13 protein-coding genes are annotated in these 15147 nt (G+C 48.3%); 1 reads left to right on the top strand and 12 read right to left on the bottom strand.

Going from position 1 to position 15147, the window contains the following annotated elements; all coding sequences use genetic code 11:
- Positions 1-43 precede the first annotated feature (43 nt).
- The 7 genes from L6H98_RS17430 to azlC form a co-directional block, all read right to left on the bottom strand.
- Complete coding sequence (locus L6H98_RS17430) at positions 44-1417, bottom strand: S1 family peptidase (protein ID WP_236416996.1); 1374 nt, start codon at positions 1415-1417, stop codon at positions 44-46.
- Positions 1418-2299: 882 nt separating this feature from the next.
- Positions 2300-3181 carry a carbohydrate ABC transporter permease gene (locus L6H98_RS17425; RefSeq protein ID WP_236416995.1) on the bottom strand — a complete coding sequence of 294 codons (882 nt, stop codon included), beginning with the start codon at positions 3179-3181 and terminating at the stop codon, positions 2300-2302.
- A 16-nt stretch (positions 3182-3197) separates the two neighbouring features.
- The gene (locus tag L6H98_RS17420; protein ID WP_236416994.1) at positions 3198-4088 is read right to left on the bottom strand and encodes a sugar ABC transporter permease; all 891 of its coding nucleotides are present in this window, start codon (positions 4086-4088) and stop codon (positions 3198-3200) included.
- A gap of 271 nt (positions 4089-4359) precedes the next feature.
- A complete protein-coding gene (locus tag L6H98_RS17415) occupies positions 4360-5637 on the bottom strand; it encodes an extracellular solute-binding protein (protein WP_236416993.1) in 1278 nt (425 codons plus the stop codon).
- Positions 5638-5726: 89 nt separating this feature from the next.
- A complete protein-coding gene (locus L6H98_RS17410; protein ID WP_236416992.1) occupies positions 5727-6605 on the bottom strand; it encodes an AraC family transcriptional regulator in 879 nt (292 codons plus the stop codon).
- Positions 6606-6830: 225 nt separating this feature from the next.
- Positions 6831-7163 (bottom strand): branched-chain amino acid transporter permease, encoded by a 333-nt coding sequence (locus L6H98_RS17405; protein WP_236416990.1) that lies wholly within the window; start codon positions 7161-7163, stop codon positions 6831-6833.
- Entirely contained in the window at positions 7154-7873 is a 720-nt protein-coding gene (gene azlC, locus L6H98_RS17400) for an azaleucine resistance protein AzlC (protein WP_236416988.1), read from the bottom strand. The genes L6H98_RS17405 and azlC overlap by 10 nt, the downstream gene beginning before the upstream one ends.
- A gap of 108 nt (positions 7874-7981) precedes the next feature.
- On the opposite strand from azlC, the gene L6H98_RS17395 reads away from it, so the two are divergent.
- Entirely contained in the window at positions 7982-9388 is a 1407-nt protein-coding gene (locus tag L6H98_RS17395; protein WP_236416986.1) for a PLP-dependent aminotransferase family protein, read from the top strand.
- Here the strand turns inward: L6H98_RS17395 and L6H98_RS31410 are convergent.
- The 5 genes from L6H98_RS31410 to L6H98_RS17375 form a co-directional block, all read right to left on the bottom strand.
- Entirely contained in the window at positions 9289-9636 is a 348-nt protein-coding gene (locus L6H98_RS31410; protein ID WP_356723400.1) for an HAD family hydrolase, read from the bottom strand. The genes L6H98_RS17395 and L6H98_RS31410 overlap by 100 nt on opposite strands.
- A gap of 78 nt (positions 9637-9714) precedes the next feature.
- On the bottom strand, positions 9715-10650 hold the full coding sequence (locus L6H98_RS17390) for a VanZ family protein (protein ID WP_236416984.1): 936 nt from the start codon (positions 10648-10650) through the stop codon (positions 9715-9717).
- Positions 10651-10858: 208 nt separating this feature from the next.
- Positions 10859-12724: a beta-glucoside-specific PTS transporter subunit IIABC gene (locus tag L6H98_RS17385; RefSeq protein WP_236416982.1), complete on the bottom strand. Its 1866-nt coding sequence runs from the start codon at positions 12722-12724 to the stop codon at positions 10859-10861.
- 209 nt (positions 12725-12933) lie between these two features.
- Positions 12934-13788 (bottom strand): BglG family transcription antiterminator LicT, encoded by an 855-nt coding sequence (gene licT, locus L6H98_RS17380; RefSeq protein WP_236417051.1) that lies wholly within the window; start codon positions 13786-13788, stop codon positions 12934-12936.
- Positions 13789-14093: 305 nt separating this feature from the next.
- Positions 14094-15134, bottom strand: a complete 1041-nt coding sequence (locus L6H98_RS17375; protein ID WP_236416980.1) for an NADH:flavin oxidoreductase — start codon at positions 15132-15134, stop codon at positions 14094-14096.
- Positions 15135-15147 lie beyond the last annotated feature (13 nt).

Raw genomic sequence — 15147 nt, 5'->3', positions numbered from 1 at the left:
ATATTTCAAAATATTCCTTTACAGACGGCAGGATAGGATTAATTTAATTATTTAACCACGTAACAGGTGTTATACCAAGTCGATTTTGTATATGAGTTACATGGCTATATACCCGGTAGGTTGTTCCATTCTCTGTGTAGACGCCTTTGTGCACACCTTTTAATTCACCATTGTTGTTGTTCCAAATCGTACCACCACTGTCTCCACCATCTGATATATAATTCGCTACCCGCATCGAACTAAACCAAACTGTTCCATACACCGGATTAGTCCAATATCGGCTGCTATTTTTACTAAGAAGTGTACCGCAACTGTTCCCCCACATTCCAGATTTACAGACCCTCTCGCCCAACACATCGTTACCAGCGACTTGAACACTTGAAAATTTAATCGATTCAGAATAAACTTTACTACTCATTGAGTTGCTTGAATTTAGTCTAATCGCTGCAGCATCAGCTTCGTTTCCATAATTAACTTTACTGCTTGTGTATCCAATATAGTTATTCCCTTGATACACACCTGTTCCCGAAGCCTTCGGCCAACAATGTTCTGCAGTAACAATGTACGGATTAGATGAGGGATCAATTGCGGAGAATCCGATTGAACAATTCCCACCACCACCAGCTTTACCATCAATAACTAATCCACCTAGCATGTACGTATGAGTATCCGTTCGGGCATCTTCGGAGGTCTTATAGGTTGGATCAACTACTTCTAAATTAATGATGCTTGCATCAACATCTGTAACGGAACTAATTATATCCAAGGCAGACTCACTAATATGGTCGCGAATGCCTACAGTAATTTTCTGGTTAATAAAATCCAAATTAACATATTCTATATTAATTCCGTTCTCTCTAATTTTTGTGACACTTTCAGAAATGCGATTGGTAGCTTTATCAAGCTCCTCTTCTGTATACTCTGCTGTATAAATTCTTATTGGTAACTCGTTGTCTAGGCTCTTAGATATAAAATTTAGCTGTTTTGAGGGAATATCTTTCTTAAATCCAACGTTTATGATCCCACCCTGGTTTTGATCAATATATATTCCAAGGAAGTTCTCCTTTAACTCTTGATGAGAGCGTATTGTTTCTTTGAGAATTGGAATGAACTTATCTTGTTTATTGAATCTTTCATCCAATGCTTTTTCTTCATTAGCTGATAAATAAAAACCATATTTCTCTGATATTTTACGACTAGTTATTAAGGGACTCACTACAGAGTTTTCTGTTGTAAAACCAAAAACTTTACGTTGATCTATTAGAGCTTTGTCAAATGCCGAAACACTCTGAGGGATTAAAATATCTTCATTAACCGATGACTGCTGAATATTGCTAGAATTAGCGGAAACTACTCCTGTTAAAAAGGTGGATGTAAGAATAACTGCAATAATGAATGAAAAAAGTTTTTTGTTCATTAGTTTCTCCTCCAAATTTTAATGAATGATAGAACCTTTCAAACGACACCTTTAAGACATCGTACTTTAATTTGCATTAACGCCTTGTCCACCTCCTGATTCGTTAAATCTATAAATATATACTAATAATAACAACAATTCACAGGGAAATGTTTCAATTATATATAATATATTTCTCCATATTGTCAGAAGAAAACGCTGATTTCTCTAAATATGTATTACTGGATCGATCTCAAATGACTGTCTTCTTCTAACAACTCGGAAGAGCCAAGTTCTTTCTTTAATACCTGGTATAATATAACGATGATAAAATCATCGAACCCATTATCCTAGACAGCCAGCACATTTTAGCCTATGATGCTCAAAAAAGATGACTTGTTTTATCTTACCTTAAGGGGGGCGGCTCCACTTATCTGCCCGTTCGTATTGTGAGAATAACCAATTCTTTCTGGTTGATCCTTTTTGCAAGTTAACTTCAAGGATGAAGGGTATCCCGAGTAAACGTACCTCCCCGTGGGCCTAGACCCCGAGCGCAATAATGTTGACCCAACTTGTCATGACCATGATTAAGGCTGGTTGGAACACCATTGTCATTTATCCCGCCACTTTAGAAATGGAGGACTTCTGACAACTTCTTGTTAAATCACCTCAATGTCGTGTTGGCCAGGATCAGATCTGCCATGGATTCGGGCCCTCGCTTCATTATAGGTGTGAACTGCGGATGATTGTATCTCGGAAAAACACAATTGTACCGGTACAATTAAGATTTCGAACCAGTTTGCGTCGTACCAAAGCACCCCCATCCTAAAAAAAGCAGCCATCCATTGCGGACAGCTGCTCAGCGAATGATATTATGGAATTTGAGATGCTCATCCTCAGTGATTATCCTTTGACGGCCCCCAATGCCACGCTGCCAATGATCTGCCGGGAGAATACCGCGAACACGATAATAATGGGAACGATGGAAATGGCCACGCCCAAGTAGAGCAACCCATAATCCATGCCATAATATCCCTGTACTAATGCAACGAGCACCGGAAGCGGATATTTATCCAGGGAGAAGAACAGCACCAGCGGCGTCAAAAAGTTGTTCCACGAGCCGATGAAGGTAAAAATGCCGAGTGCGGAGACCGCCGGTCCCAAGATGGGCAGCACGATCTGGTTGAATGTGCGGAATTCGCCAGCGCCATCCACGCGCGAAGATTCGACAATTTCGTCCGGAATGCTGGCCTCGATGAACTGTTTGATAAAGAACACATTGAAGGCATTCGCCGCCGCAGGCAAAATGATGGCCGCATAACTGTCCAGCATGCCCAGCGTGCTAAACAACCGGTACATCCCGATCAGGGCAAGCTGCCCGGGCACCATCATCGTCGCAAGCAGGAACAGGAAGAGCCAGGTTCGGCCCTTGAATTTGAACTTGGCAAAACCGTATGCCGTAAGCGCTCCCACATACAAGGATAATACGGTCGATGTGCCCGCAATGAAGAAGCTGTTGGCGAACCCGCGCCAAATATTGATTTTGGACGCCATGTTTACATAATTGTCGAGCAGAAACGGTCCGGGAAGGAAAGTAAACGTCGATGCAATCGTCGCATTGTTATGCGTGGAATAGATGAGCATCAAATAAAACGGGATAATGCAGATGCAAGCAAGAATGACGAGAAACAGATACACCAACACCTTGCCTACCGTCAGCCTTCTGGCTCTGGCATAGGATTGGACGGCAGCACTGGAATGCTCCAGCGTTTTCGCGGTTTGCATGAAATCTCCTCCTTCCCTATGAACGGCTTCTCCGGGTCGTCATGATGAACGAAACGACGGACAACAAAATGATGATGATGAACAAACAGAATGCAATGGCCGCACCGTATCCAAAGCGCGTACTCTGGAAAGCGACATTGTACAAGTACATGATGCTGGTCATCGCAGCCCGGTCAGGCCCGCCGTTACCATTGGTCAACGTAAACGGCTGATCAAAAATCTGGATTCCGCCGATGATGGACGTAATGACCTGAAACAGGATAATCGGGCGCAGCATCGGTACGATAATATGCATGAAGATATGCCTTTTCTCCGCGCCGTCAATCTGGGCCGCTTCCTGCAGCGAGGGGTCGATCCCTTGCAAACCGGCCAAATAAATGACCATGGAATACCCGAAATATTGAAAGAACAGAATCGATGACACGATAAGCCGCATAAACCAAGGATCATTCTTCCAGTTAATAGGGTCACTAATGATTCCGGTCTGCACAAGGAAATGGTTTAACCCTCCCGACTGCCAGTCGAAAATGAGACTCACCAACAGACCCAGCGAGGCTGCCGTAACGATATTCGGGAAAAAATAGACGGCCCGGAAGAAATCTCTTCCTTTGAGCAGCTTGTCATTAAGGATAAAGGCGAGCACAAGCGACACCGTAAGCTGCGGAATGACGGAGACGCCCCAAATGAACAGCGTGTTGAACAACGTTTTGTAGAACAGGGGGTCCTGCAGAACAGCCACGTAATTGCCGATTCCGACGAAGTCCGGCGTAGTGATGCCATCGTAATTGGTGAAGCTGATATATAGGGAGTAAAGAATCGGATACAACCCAAAAATGGTGAAAATGATGAAAAAAGGAGCAATGAAATAGTAGCCGTAATGGTCTTTGCGCAGCGACTTGGCAAACATCGTTCCAACCTCCAGTCATCGGATTCGTGAGTCTTTCAGGCCTATGCTTAGTTGACTTCTATATAAACCGCAAATTACATACACACGTTAACGGAGAGGCAGAACCAATCTGGAGAAGCGAAGCTAAAAGCTTTCTGCAAGAAAGCTCCATCGGAAGCATACGCTAGGCATTTATCACCGGATTTCCCCCTTGTAGAAGGGGAATCAAAAAATCTGGGGATAACGGCGATCGGAAGATGGTACTGCACTCGCAGTGGCCTTGTGTGGTTGATTAGTGCGGTACATATAGTTCCGGGAACCTTAACCGAACATCGCGCTTGATCCTCTCCACGGCTTCCTCTTTGGTGTTAATGTCGTTGTTGAGATACAGCTGGAGCACGTTTTTGAAAATGTCGTTGTTGATCGTGGTGTCATAACGGGTTCTCTCATACACGGGAACGCGTTTGGCCGCCTCGGAAAAAAATTCGAAATGCTTCTGTCCGCCGAGATAGTCTGATGTGGCCGTTTGCGCAAGCTCGTCGTTCACGACCATATTGCTCGTAAAATAATCCTGCTCGGTCGCCAGCTCTTTCAAGAAATCATGGTTAAAGTTATAAAACTCGATGAATTTCCAGGCGAGATCCTTTTTGTCGCTTTTGCTGTACATCGCAATATACGTCCCGCCGGCACTGAAATCGGTCGGGCCTGCCGCCAGTCCCCACAAACCGGAGGTGTCCGGCGCATTCGCTTTGAACGTGTACTGGAGCGCCCAAGTTGCCCCGGGATAGAACATGACCTGCCCCTTTTGCATGGATGCGGCATAACCGGCACTGCCTTCTTCGAACTCTGCCAGCACATGACGCTGGCGCGCTTCGCGGACAAGGTCCAGAATCTGCATGTAGACGGGGTTGATCACAAGCTTTCCGTCCTCTACCCAAGGAATGCCGTCATACGAGTTGGAAATCGCATTCCAGTTGGCCAGGGCATGAACCTGATTGCCGCTCTCCCGCTGCACCCGCTCCCCGATCTCGAAAATTTTGTCCCAGGTATCGATCTGCGCACCGACTTTCACCGGGTCGTCCGTCCCCAAATACGTTTTGGCCAGATCCCTCCGATAATAAATGCCACCCGGCGTACCCTGGTATCCAATCGCTTTGACGCTGCCCTCGCTATCCTTTTCATTGGCCTGCACAAAAGCATACTGCTCTTGCAGCAAATCATCGGCGTTATACGGCGGGGCCGACAGATTTTCGAGATACGGAACATCGATCAGTTCCCGAATGCCGCCGTTTTCGATCATGAACACGTCGGGAGCCTTGGACGTGGTCTGCAAAGCCGACTTCAATTTGGTCATATAAAAGTTCCCTGGAATGTTGACGAAATTCACTTTGATGTCCGGATACGTTTCCTCGAATTTCTCGACGGCATAACCCGCTTCATCCGTAAAGCTCCAGACGGTAATTTCCTGCTGTTTGGACGCGTTTCCCATGCCGGTTTGACAGCCGGACAACATTAGCGTTGCGCTTAATAATGCGATCATTGAAACGGCATATCGTTTAAAGCTCTTCATGAGGGCCCTCCTCCAGAGAAAAGTAAACGCTTTCAATTTACTTGAGTATAGTGATTTCGGAGGAGGGCTTTCTCCACAAATATTGTTCATCAACCTTCATATGTTGTGATCTTTGTGCGATGCCGCTTCCGAAATTCGGAAGGCGTGCAGTCATTATATTTTTTGAACAGCCGATTGTAGGAAGTCAGGTTATTGAATCCATGATGGATCGCGATATCCAAAATGGTCGCTTGGCTGAACAGCAGCGCCCACTCTGACTTCACGATCCTGAAGTGATTCAAATACTCCATGAGCGTAATTCCTTTGATCTCCTTGAACAGCTTGCACACGTAAAATTTGCTGAATTTGATATGCTCCGCGACCTGATCCAGCTTGATCGGTTCTTCGTAGTGCGCTTCAAGGTATTCGCAGACCGACTCGACGAATTCGAACTTTTTGGATAAGGTACACGGCCATTCGCCACTGCATTCCTCCGCGGCAGGCTTTTGCGTGCGCAGCAGATGAACGACAAGATCGTAAAACCTGGCAATCATCACCCACTGATAACCGATCTGCTCGTTTCTGTTTTCATTGGAAATGACGTCAAGATAGCGGTTGATGTCGATTTCTTTGAGCGTCATCGCGGGTAAATGCGTCGATTTGCCGAATAACTCCCGCAGCGGCTGGGTGGCTTTGTCGACGACCAAGCTCTCTGTGAACAGCTCCAAGCGGAAAAGAATGATCGTCAGATGCTCGGTACCGGGCAGAAAACAGTGCACGTCCCCCGGTTTGATCACCATGATGTCGCCCTGCCCCAACTCTACGACCCGGCTGTTGAGGCCAATTCGCGCCCGCGTTCCCCTGACAACGACCATCTCTACTTCTTCATGCCAATGTGCGGCAAAATTAAACTGCGGACCGGTATGAATGACCCGAATCGGAAAGCCTTCCTTCATGTGACCTGTTTCCAGAAATGTAGGTGCTCCCATCTGATCCACCCTTTCTCAGTTCCCGATTAAGAATCCTTTTCCTATCCATATTATGCATGAAGTTTCCGTCATCTTCAAAATATGGGTTCATATTCATAACACTCCTTCAAATCACTTGATGCTGGCACAAAAAAATCCCCCAACCGGTTAGCAAAGGTAGGCTTGCCTTCCGTCCGAGAGATGTTTAAAATAGGCCAGATCCATCAGCCGCACACCAACGTGGTGCTAAAAGACGAACTGCACCAAGGCCATGTAAAGCAGCGTTCCGCCAGCAATGGACAATAACATGTTTTTCTTCCAATAATGAAGCAGCACAACAGCCAGGATCGACACCAGTTCAGGCACGCCGTGGTTCCCGGACAACAGATGAATGTCTTTGACGCTATAGATCACCAGCATGCCGATCGCCGCTGCCGGCAGAACCCTCCCTAAATATTGCACGTACTTAGGCGTAGTACGACCAGGCGGGAACAACAGAAATGGAAGAAAGCGCGTCATCATCGTGCCAAGCACAACCATGCCGATCGTAATGAGTTGTTCGGTTACCGTCATGGACATGTCGTTTCCCCCGCTCTCTGATCCAGTTTGGGTCTGATCAGCGTAAGCACGATCAGCAGTCCGGCCATGGAGGGAATGATAAAGCTGCCGCCTTTGAAGATGATGAGGCACAGGATCGAAATGCCCAAGCCAAGCAAGGCGCTGTGATGCGACCGTTCCTTGCTCCATTGCTCCATGAAAATGACGACGAACAACGCTGTCATGACGAATTCCAGCCCTTCCAGATTGAAGCTGACGAGTGATCCGAAGAAGCCTCCGATGGCAGCGCCAATGACCCAATAGCTATGGTTGAGCAAGGTGACGAAAAACATGTACCATCCCCGATCCACTTCTTCGGGAATGTCGGCCGTATAATTGATGGAAAACGATTCATCGCATAATCCGAAGATCAGGTACGGCTTCTTCCAGCCGGTTCCTCTATACTTATCCAGCATTGAAATGCCGTAAAATAAATGCCGCGCATTCACCATTAAGGTCATCATTAGCGCACCGATCGGGTTTAATGCGCCAAGCAGCAGGTTTACCGCCACAAACTCCATCGATCCGGCAAAAACGAGCAGCGCCATCAGGATGGCATAACTCGCTCCAAAACCCGAGGCATTCATCAAAATGCCGTACGCAATCCCCAAAAATAAAAATCCGGCCAAAATCGGAAGCGTGGTCGGAAAGGCGGCCCGAAAAGCCGTTTGAAGCTTCATTCTGTCTGTCATCGTTTGCTGCATCTCCTTGCTATAATACGGTTCTACGTTAGTGTAGCAACACATTTCCATACAATCAATGTTATAATTGTATGGATTACAATGTTGTGAGGTGAGTGTATGCCATTCAATTCGTTCGACGAATATCCCATGTCATGGAAGCCGGACAAAAACAAATTGTCACGCCCGCTGTACCAGTCGCTCGCCAAAATGCTGGAGCATGACATCACGCATGGATTGCTTGCGCCAGGAACCAAGCTCCCACCTCAGCGTGAGTTGGCCGATTTTCTGGACGTTAATTTCACCACGATTACACGTGCTTACAAACAATGCGAGCTTAAAGGTTTGATCTATGGCGTAACGGGCAGCGGCACGTTTGTGTCGGCCAACGCAGCACGCTCGATTGCCATCGCGAAGGAACCGGGGATGAACACCTATATCGAATTGGGTTTGGTGGCATCCTTTGAGCAGACCAACGACCTCGTTGCCGAAGCTGCCAAAAACGTGATGCAAAAAACCTATCTCGAGCAGCTGTTGAATTACAATGATCCTGCGGGTATCCCCCATCAAAAGCTTGCTGCACTGAATTGGATGAGCACGCTGGGCATCCATGCCGATCCGGAGCAGGTTGCCATCGTTTCAGGCGCACAAAACGCGCTCGCCATCACGCTGCTGGCTCTATTTGAACCCGGGAATCGCATTGCCGTGGACCAGTATACCTTTTCGAATTTCATCGAATTTTCCAACATGCTTCGCATCAGGCTTGTCCCCATTCCGGGCGACCTGCACGGCATGCGACCGGAAGCACTGGACGAGCACTGCCGTCAGGCCGACGTGCATGGCGTTTTTCTGATGCCCTCTTGTGCAAACCCAACGACCATCATGATGCCGGAGGAACGCAAAAAGGAACTGGCCCGCGTCATCCGCAAACATCAATTGATCCTGATCGAAGATGACATCCATGCTTTTCTGTCTGCAGGTGTGATTGAACACTACGGTCAGCCGATGTATCAGCTTCTTCCGGAACGGACGATCTATGTATGCAGTACGACCAAATCCATCTGTTCGGGGCTGCGCGTCGCCTATCTTGTGTTTCACGAGATGTACAAGGACCGTATCATGAAAGCGATTTTCAACGTCAACGTCAAAACGTCCTCACTGGACGCCGAAATTATTACCGAGCTGATTCTGTCGGGGAAAGCGAGCGCCATCGTTCAGCACAAAAAAAGGCTGGCCCGGCAGGCCAACCAGTTGTTTGATACGTATTTTCCCCAAGCTTTCAGTCAGGGCCATCCGCTCAGCTTCTACCGCTGGCTGCCCGCTCCCGGTCTTGCCGGAGGAAGACGTACCGAGTCGTATTTCCTGGAAAAGGGCATTCGCGTATTCCATTCCGACCGCTTTCTGAGCGGAACCAATACGGGAGAGAACTACTTGAGAGTAGCGCTATCTTCGACATTGACGTTGGAGGAATTGGAAAGAGGGCTGGAATTGTTGTCGGCTTCGATGAAGCTGAGCACTTCCTCATAGTCGTGAAACTGAACGTCCGAACATGAGTTGATCCGTTCTCTGTCGTGATCCGAATACCGGTCAACGATCGCTACGACCTCGATGCCGGCGTTGTTGGCAGCCTCCACTCCGATAAGGGAATCTTCAAAAATAAGGCATTCCTCCGGGGATGCCTCCAGTTCTTTCATCATCGTGAGATAGATTTCCGGATTCGGCTTGATCTCTTTGGCATCCTCATGCGTATAGACCTTGGAAAAATACTCATCGATGGCCGCTCAACAGTCGGTTTTACTATATCCCTCCTACTTTAAGGTGTAAAGCGATCCCTGGCGAGGGGGCCGCCCAATCTACCTTTCCCATCTATACTGCAGCGGCCGATATCCGATATCCCACAATCGCTCGCTTCCTTCAATCTTGATGGTCATCTGCCGAGCATGTTCAATATAGACTTCGAATTGTTCTGCACTCCCTTGATAATCATTCGCTTCTATTACTAATACCTCTTTCCCATCGACAATAATGGATATTTTCCCTTCAGGCGGCGCGTGATCGGGGATGCCGTAATTTCCGGTCAACACAAGTTCATCGTCTTTCAACGTAAACGTATAGGTTTGTTGGCCTCCTTGGCTATCATACATGTTGTGTTCAGGTATAATTTGTTCCTTTTTAATACTAAACCTCCCCAGCGCAGCACCTTGAGCATCCGTTCCTGCTCCACGCTGCGTTTCCAGCTTCATGGCCACGAAGGGGCCTTCGACTTTGGTGGCCAGTTGGTTGATCACGTTTCCCGTTCCCCACGTCATCAGGAATAACACGATACACGCCATACCTGCAATCAGCCAACGTTTCCTTCCTTGCTCTCCCCTTTCTCCCGCACGATAGGCGGCATAACCGATGCATGCTCCGATGGAATTTTGAAGAACATCGTTGATATCCCCGCTGCCAAGCATCGTCAATTTCTGCAAAAATTCGATTCCGAAAATGATGAGCACAAACCATAACATAAACCGGATGAACCGAATGTTGTACAGCATGGGGATAAGAATGCCGAACGGAATGAATGCCGCATAATTCCACAAGGTAACCAGGTCCATTAACGTAATGCCTGAATGGAACGATAATGTTGGAAATTTGAAAAAAGAATCGGGAATCCATTGAAACGGATTATCCACGATGTGTTTTGCGGCGTCCAGCCTGCCAAAAGCCAAAAACAAAAAATACAACGTAATCAGGGTGTAGACGATGGTGGTGATCCATAGTACCCTGCGTCGGTTCATTGTCATCCTGCAATTCTCCTCTTTCTTTGACGAACTCTTGAGTCGCTCTCTTCAATATAAATGAGTTTACCGCATAGCCCCTTGATCTCCTATGTGTTAACCTTACGCCTGGCTTACATTATTGTCATATTGTTCGTACACGAGTGGCTGCAATGTGCATGCAAAAAAGCCTTCGATCGTATCGATCGAAGGCTTCGTGACATAAGTTATTCTATTATACGACCACGGTCATCAGGTAATCCTGACGGCGAACTTCCGATTCGGACGTTTTCAGTACGTCCAGGTAATTGGCGGAATTCGTCACAATGACCGGCGTCGAAGTGACGTAACCTGCTGCCTGGATCTGTTCGATGTCGAACAGCAGGATCAATTGTCCCTTTTCAACGCGGTCGCCTTCCTGCACTTGTTTCTCAAAATGTTTGCCTTTCAGGCGAACCGTGTTCACGCCGACGTGAATCAAAAGCTCGGCGCCCTCGTCCGAAGTTATCCCGATCGCATGCCCTGTCGGGAACACGGTTGTGATCGTTCCGTTCACCGGAGAAGTCAATCGGCCTTCGGACGGTTCAATGACGATTCCTTGTCCCATCGCACCGGACGCAAAAGCTTCATCCGGCAGCGACTCCAGCGGTTTGACCGCACCTTGCAGCGGGCTTTCGATGATTTCTTTTTTCAGTACCGTGCTTTCTTGCACAGGCGTGGATGCAGGCGCTTCTTCTTTCGGCGCAGCCTGCTCCTGAACGCTATCTTTGAATCCAAGGACCATAACGATCACCAAAGCGAGCACAAACGCCACAACCAAACCGATGATCACGGACAGGAAACCCGTACCGATATACGTTGGCAACGCCAGCAATCCCGGTAAAGCAAAGGCCACCGCTTGCGCACCGCCCGAGCCGATGATCGCGCCGCCCACAGCCCCGGCGATGCAGGCATAAATGAACGGTTTTTTCAGCTTCAGCGTAACCCCGTAAATGGCAGGCTCTGTGATCCCGAAGACGGATGCGACCACGGAAGAACCGGCAAGCGCTTTAAGCTGTGTATCTTTGGTTTTCAGGAATACCCCGAATACCGCCCCTGCTTGAGCCAGGATGGCCGCAGTCAGCATTGGCAGCATCGTGTCGTAACCAACTTCCGCGATGTTGCTGAGAATGACCGGCACGAATCCCCAATGTACGCCGAAAATGACGAAGACTTGCCAGAACGCGCCAGCTACCGCACCGGCAAGCAGCGGACTCAGGTTGTAGATCCAGCCATAACCGGTAGCCAGTCCGCTGCTGATCATGGAGCCGATTGGACCAAACACCAGAAACGTCAGCGGAATGACGATGACCAGCGAGAGCATCGGCACCAAAATGTTTTTGACGGACGAATGCACGAACGAATTAAACCATTTTTCGACATAAGACTGTACCCAGACGGCAAGGATGATCGGAATGACGCTGGAGGAATAATTCATCAGCACCATCGGAATGCCGAGGAACGTTAATTTGTCGGGCGCGCTGACCGCGGCGATGACGGCCGGATAGACGAGCGCTCCGGCGATGGCCACGGATACAAACATGTTTGTTTTGAATTTGCGCGATGCGGTCACGGCCAGGAAGACCGGCAGGAAGTAAAACACGCTGTCCGAAGCCGCGTTCAGCACGAGATACGTTCCGCTCGAAGCATCAAGCCATTTCAGGAACAGGAAGAGCGCAACCAGTCCTTTCAGCAGCCCGGCCCCGGCAAGCGCGCCAAGCGTAGGCGAAAAGATGCTTGAAATGATATCGACGGCTTTGCCCAGAATCGTGCTCTTCTCGGAGGACTCATCCTTCTTGGATGCATCCGCGTTTCCGATGCTTGTACCTTCGATCATTTTCTCGTAAACCGGCCCAACGTTGTTGCCGACAACAACCTGAAACTGGCCGCTGCTCTCTACGACGGTAATGATGCCCGGCGTTTTTTGCAGCGCTTCTTTATCGGCCTTGTCCCGGTCTTTCAATTGAAATCTTAATCTTGTCGCACAATGGAAGACCGAATTGACATTCGATTCGCCGCCGACAAGCTCAAGAATTTTGGAAGATAACTCTTTGTCGTTCATATACAGCTCTCCTCTTTTTACGTGGATGATCGGCTTAGGTTTATGGTCCAGGTATGCCTGGTAGTATGCCCAATCACAGCATCCTACCGCCACAAGCAAGAAAAACCTAAACTCGTGGTGAAATAACAGCTTGCGGAATCGCTGCTCATTTCACCATCAGTTTAGGTTTTGCCTGCATTACCAGTTACACCCCTCAGCCGGATGGTTTGTTATTCGGTTGTTTCCAGATGATTGCGTTCCGTGACCCGATGAATATGAATGGTCAAATATACGTATTCATCCTTGCTTAATGATTGCTGATACGTTTTTTCCAGAAAGTCATTGATTTTGCGCGTGCATTCAAAGGCATTGGCATACGTCTTCTTCACTTGGTTATACAAAAAGTCTTCGCCTGTCTGCTGTACTTCATTTCGAAGAACACGCATCGAGAAATACTGCAAGTGTCTTAAAAATCTGGAATAATTTACGGAAGACTCATCCATGATCGTGTTGTAATGATAGGTCACGATGTTCAGAATGGAATGAACCATTTCGGTCATTTTCATCGTCAGCTTCATTTCACTGCTGTCCATGCGCGCATTCACGATATGTAGTGCGATAAATCCTGCTTCATCCTCGCCAAGCTTCACCCCCAGGGAGTTCTCGATGTATTGGAGCGACTCCAGGCCAATCTCGAATTCTTTCTTGTAAAAGCTTTTGATTTCGAACAGCATCGCATTTTTCAGCTGCACGCCATTCTCGTGTCGCTGGATCGCAAAATGGATGTGGTCGGTCAGGGTCAAATAAATATTGTCGCTCAGCGTGGTGCCTAACACTTCATTGGCACGGGTAACGATCTCATTGACCACTTCCAGATGAGTAACGGGAATGTCATTCAAGAGCTCCATCAACTTGGCTGTGAATTCATTTTCGTTCAGCACAAAAATTTTATCGATTTTTTCATCCTCAACCCGGTCTCCGGCAGCCTTGTTAAAAGAAATGCCTCTTCCCATAACGATGACTTCTTTGCCTTTATGGTTTTTGGTTAACAATACATTGTTATTTAGCACTTTCTCAACAAACATCATCTCGGTTACACCTCCCCACAGGAACAGTATCAACAAAAAATGCCTAAATTAATTACAATACCATGCGCTGATGGTACTCTAATCAATTTAGGCATTGCCCGCCTTACCGGTCACAATCCTGTTATGTAAACTCAGTATACCATAAGTATAAGCGTTTGCAACCCCTTTTTTACGAAGCCTTGCTTCCGCTTCCAGCTGCCGGCGTCGACGATGAATAATCCCTGCTCCATGCCTGCCGCGCGTGATCCCGGGGATACAACGAAAGCTGGCGTTGGCCAGCTTTCGTCCCTGCCTGATATGGATTAAGATAAAGTTTGCAGTGCTTCGGGGGTGAATGGAATCCATTCCTCCGTGCGGCCGTCCCGGATTTTGCTGACCCAAGCCGGGTCGACCAGAAGCGCTCTGCCGATTGCTACCAAATCGAACTCTCCGTTGGCGAGCTTCTGCGCCAAACCTTCGATGCCTGCGTTGCCTGCACCCTCTCCACGGGTGAACAGTGCCATGAAGTCGTCGTCGAGGCCTACAGAACCGACAGTGATGGTTGGCTTGCCCGTTATTTTTTTCACCCAACCGGCAAAATTCAAATCAGAACCTTCGAATTCAGGCTCCCAGAAGCGCCGAGTCGAGCAGTGGAAAAGGTCTACGCCCGCTTCAAGCAGCGGTGCCAAGAAATGCTCCAGCTCCTCCGGCGTTTTTGCCAGTTTGGCTGTATAATCCGAGCTCTTCCATTGCGAAATGCGCAGGATGATCGGGAAATCCGGACCTACCGCCTTCCGGCATGCACGAACCACTTCTTCCGCAAAACGAGTGCGCGCAAGCATGCTTCCGCCGTAACGGTCTGTGCGCTGATTCGTTTTCTCCCAGAAAAACTGGTCGATCAGGTACCCATGCGCGCCGTGGATTTCAATGCCGTCAAAACCGATGCGTTTGGCCTCGGCAGCAGCTTGGGCAAATGCCGACACGATGCCCGCAATGTCCGATTCGGAATAATCATTGACTTGGCCTTTTACGCCCATGTGCCAAATCTGCGGCATGATTTTGCCGCCAGCCGCATGCACTTCGGACACCACGTGGGCCCAGCCTTTGAGAGCCTCTTCTCCATAGAAATGGGGAACGTTTTGCTGGTCGGATGCATCTGCATGATCCACCACCGTGCCTTCCGTCACGATCAGACCGACGCCATTCTCGGCTCTGCGGCGGTAATAGCCGGCAACGTCCGGGCCGGGAACCCCGTTCGGCGACATGCCGCGGGTCATCGGCGCCATGACGGTGCGATTGGGCAGGACCAGATTTCCTAAAGTAATAGGCTCAAAAAGAGATTGCACGGAATTGGAATAAAGCATGTTAACCCTCCTC

The organism is Paenibacillus sp. JJ-223 (genome assembly GCF_927798175.1).
In the GTDB taxonomy this organism is placed as follows: Bacteria; Bacillota; Bacilli; order Paenibacillales; family Paenibacillaceae; genus Paenibacillus; species Paenibacillus hubeiensis.
The sequence above is the reverse complement of the archived record's forward strand: the minus strand, read 5'-3'. Positions and strand labels throughout refer to the sequence as shown.

Coding starts and splice junctions, on each gene's coding strand:
- L6H98_RS17390 (WP_236416984.1), bottom strand. CDS start 10,650: ATGACAATGAACCGACGCAGGGTACTATGGATCACCACCATCGTCTAC.
- licT (WP_236417051.1), bottom strand. CDS start 13,788: ATGTTTGTTGAGAAAGTGCTAAATAACAATGTATTGTTAACCAAAAAC.
- L6H98_RS17415 (WP_236416993.1), bottom strand. CDS start 5,637: ATGAAGAGCTTTAAACGATATGCCGTTTCAATGATCGCATTATTAAGC.
- L6H98_RS17425 (WP_236416995.1), bottom strand. CDS start 3,181: ATGCAAACCGCGAAAACGCTGGAGCATTCCAGTGCTGCCGTCCAATCC.
- L6H98_RS17430 (WP_236416996.1), bottom strand. CDS start 1,417: ATGAACAAAAAACTTTTTTCATTCATTATTGCAGTTATTCTTACATCC.
- L6H98_RS17420 (WP_236416994.1), bottom strand. CDS start 4,088: ATGTTTGCCAAGTCGCTGCGCAAAGACCATTACGGCTACTATTTCATT.
- L6H98_RS17395 (WP_236416986.1), top strand. CDS start 7,982: ATGCCATTCAATTCGTTCGACGAATATCCCATGTCATGGAAGCCGGAC.
- L6H98_RS17375 (WP_236416980.1), bottom strand. CDS start 15,134: ATGCTTTATTCCAATTCCGTGCAATCTCTTTTTGAGCCTATTACTTTA.
- L6H98_RS17405 (WP_236416990.1), bottom strand. CDS start 7,163: ATGTCCATGACGGTAACCGAACAACTCATTACGATCGGCATGGTTGTG.
- L6H98_RS17385 (WP_236416982.1), bottom strand. CDS start 12,724: ATGAACGACAAAGAGTTATCTTCCAAAATTCTTGAGCTTGTCGGCGGC.
- azlC (WP_236416988.1), bottom strand. CDS start 7,873: ATGACAGACAGAATGAAGCTTCAAACGGCTTTTCGGGCCGCCTTTCCG.
- L6H98_RS17410 (WP_236416992.1), bottom strand. CDS start 6,605: ATGGGAGCACCTACATTTCTGGAAACAGGTCACATGAAGGAAGGCTTT.